The organism is Bifidobacterium sp. POST2/T3 (B1), assembly GCF_058197115.1.
In genome coordinates, this window is record NZ_JBVPQK010000437.1 from 1 (window position 1) to 2,162 (window position 2,162).

The following is a 2,162-nucleotide window of genomic DNA, read 5'->3' on the forward strand; positions in this document are numbered from 1 at the left end:
AGGTATGGGGCCCCGATCATGATGACTCCCTTGTCGGTGGTCCTGGTTCCCACCTGTGATCCCTCGACATTGCCGCCTAGGTCGCTGGCAGCGCAGTCCACGATCACAGCTCCGGGATGCAGGTTGGCCACACCCTCGGCGCTTAGGAGGCGGGGAGGCTTTCCGCCTGGAACCTTGGCTGTGGTAATGACCACATCGAAGCCTGCCGCTTTGGCATCCACCGCAGCCTGCTGCTGGGCTTGCTCCTGATCGGTCAGCTGGCGCGCATAGCCACCCTCGCCCTGCCCCTTGGAGAAGTCCAGTCCCAGGTCGAGGAACTTGGCTCCCAAGGATTCCACCTCCTGCCTGGAAGCGGGCCTGACATCATAGGCGGTGACCACGGCTCCCAGGCGTTTTGCGGTCCCGATGGCCTGCAGGCCTGCGATACCGGCACCCAAGACCAGGACCTTGGCTGGTCGGATGGTTCCTGCGGCAGTGGTCATCATGGGGAAGAAGGATCCATAGGCATTGGCAGCCACCAGAGCCGCCTTGTATCCCATGACTGAGTTCTGCGAGGTCATCTCGTCCATGGACTGGGCCGAGCTGAGCTGTCGGGGGAGTCGCTCCATAGCGATCCCTGTAAGCCCGGACGCTTCCAAGGATTTGATGTAGTCCTTGTCGCTCAAGGACCCCAACATGCCGATGATCCATGTTCCGGCCGGGATCCCCTTCAGCAAGGATTCATCCGGTCTGTTGACGAAGCCCAGAACTTGTGACTTGGATAAGACGGTATTCCTGTCGGTAACTGTTGCTCCCGTCTGCCGGTAGTCTTCATCTCGGAAGCCGGCTCGAGCCCCGGCACCGGACTCCAATAGGCAGGTAATGCCCTGCCTGGTCAGCCGGGTCACGATGTCAGGCGTTAGGGCCACTCGGGACTCTTCATCGTCAGTCTCTTTGAGGACCCCGAAGGCTACGTGGGTTTGTTCTGGTCCACTCATGTCTTTCCTTTTCCAAACACAACTGTGTGTGAGTAATTTCATCAATGATTCTAGTTGCTGGTCTTTACTGTTGGCAGGTCAACACAATTTGTAAGTGACTAAGTAACAGCTGAGAAGAGACAGAGTTCAAGGTATTTTGCATGGTGTCTTAAAGGGTGCCACACATCTTCAAGAATGATGAGTGGCACCCTGAGGCGGAAGGCCTTGGCTACGGAATGCTGTGGGAAGGCAATTTCACATCCACGGTCGGCCAGCCGGCCTTTCCGGTCTGCTATGTCGTTTCAGATCCATGTTCGCTGCAGTGCTTTATTCATTCCCCTCGTGTTTTTCGTTCGCCGTAGGGTCCTTGGGCTTGGACTGCATGGGATTGTGATGGTAGATAAGGGCGAAAGCGGCCAGGGTCTCGATCATGCTGGCGAGGATCCAGGCGATGACGATGGCGTTCTGATGTTTGCCGACGGTTCCCATTCTGGTGAAGATGAACACATCCATGATGAAGGTCTGCAGGACCAGAAGGACCGTCGCTACAACTACCGTCCTGGTGTGCCTATCCGTATCTGTTCCCTCTCCCTCCGGTTTGCCGGGAGACTTGAAGCTGGCATAGGAGAGGAGCCAGATGCCGATTCCGAAGAGTACGGCGGCAAGAGGCAGGGAGAAGAAGATGGGCATGGTGCTCAGGCTGAGGCCCAGTGCTGCAACCAGGACTGCCGAGGCAAGGCCCAGATAGAAGGAATCATGGTTTTTGGCCTTGCGCGGTTTGGCGGGCTTGCTTTCGTAGGTCGGCTGAGACGGTTTATCGACAGGTACGGGCGTTTCCATTGCAGCAGGCTTGTCGGGTTGGCTCGGTTTGTCGTCATGGGAGGAGCCATCATGCTCTCTGTCTACCTGGCCGGCCTGCGAACGGTCATCGGTTAGGGCTTGGTTCTGCATATTTTGTGCTCCAGGTCTGCCGTGAGCAACGTCCTTGCTGGATGAATCCCTGCCTTCCTGCTTCGGCATGGGGGCATTTTCCGCTTGGCTTTCTTTTCCGCCGTTCGCGTTCTCCACTGGTCTTGGCATGCGGTCCTTGTCGTTCATTGGTGATTGTTCGGGACTTTCATGCCTGCTCTGGTTCTTATTCGCACGTTCGTTTCGATTGTTGCTCATCTGACCCTCCAGGCTTGTTCTTCCCCATTGCTTGTGGCA

Annotated in this window: 2 protein-coding genes; both read right to left on the bottom strand. The window is 56.9% G+C overall.

From position 1 onward, the window contains the following. The coding region (locus AC0AP0_RS12525; RefSeq protein ID WP_490430726.1) for a Rossmann-fold NAD(P)-binding domain-containing protein at nt 1-977 on the bottom strand (977 nt) is incomplete at its 3' end. A 306-nt stretch (nt 978-1,283) separates the two neighbouring features. After that, nucleotides 1,284-1,907, bottom strand: coding sequence for a hypothetical protein (locus AC0AP0_RS12530; protein WP_490430727.1), 624 nt, complete (start codon nt 1,905-1,907; stop codon nt 1,284-1,286). Between the last annotated feature and the right edge of the window lie 255 nt (nt 1,908-2,162).

Coding starts and splice junctions, on each gene's coding strand:
- AC0AP0_RS12530 (WP_490430727.1), bottom strand. CDS start 1,907: ATGCAGAACCAAGCCCTAACCGATGACCGTTCGCAGGCCGGCCAGGTA.